Below are 254 nucleotides of genomic sequence, written 5' to 3'. Positions count from 1 at the left end.
ACGCCCGACTTCATGACGTTGCGCTTTTCCATCGAGCAGACGCGGTTTTGCCGCGTGCGGGCGAGTTCGAAGGCAACGCCCGAGATGCGCTCGATCTCGTAGGTGTCGTAGACCTGGGTGTCGATGCCGCGCTTCTGGCCGTTGCCGAGATCGACGATCTCCTTCGGCTCGCCGAAATAGACGCCACCGGTGAGTTCACGCACGATCAGGATGTCGAGACCTTCGACCAGCTCGGGTTTGAGCGACGAAGCGGC

General features: G+C 61.8%; 1 protein-coding gene. It reads right to left on the bottom strand.

Annotated features, from left to right (window positions below; translation table 11 throughout):
• Positions 1–254 (bottom strand): isocitrate/isopropylmalate family dehydrogenase (locus L981_RS32850; protein WP_043627103.1); only part of this gene is annotated, 254 nt, incomplete at both ends.

The organism is Ensifer sp. ZNC0028, assembly GCF_000799055.1.
Classification (GTDB): domain Bacteria; phylum Pseudomonadota; class Alphaproteobacteria; order Rhizobiales; family Rhizobiaceae; genus Ensifer.
This window is presented reverse-complemented; position numbering and strand designations above follow the sequence as displayed.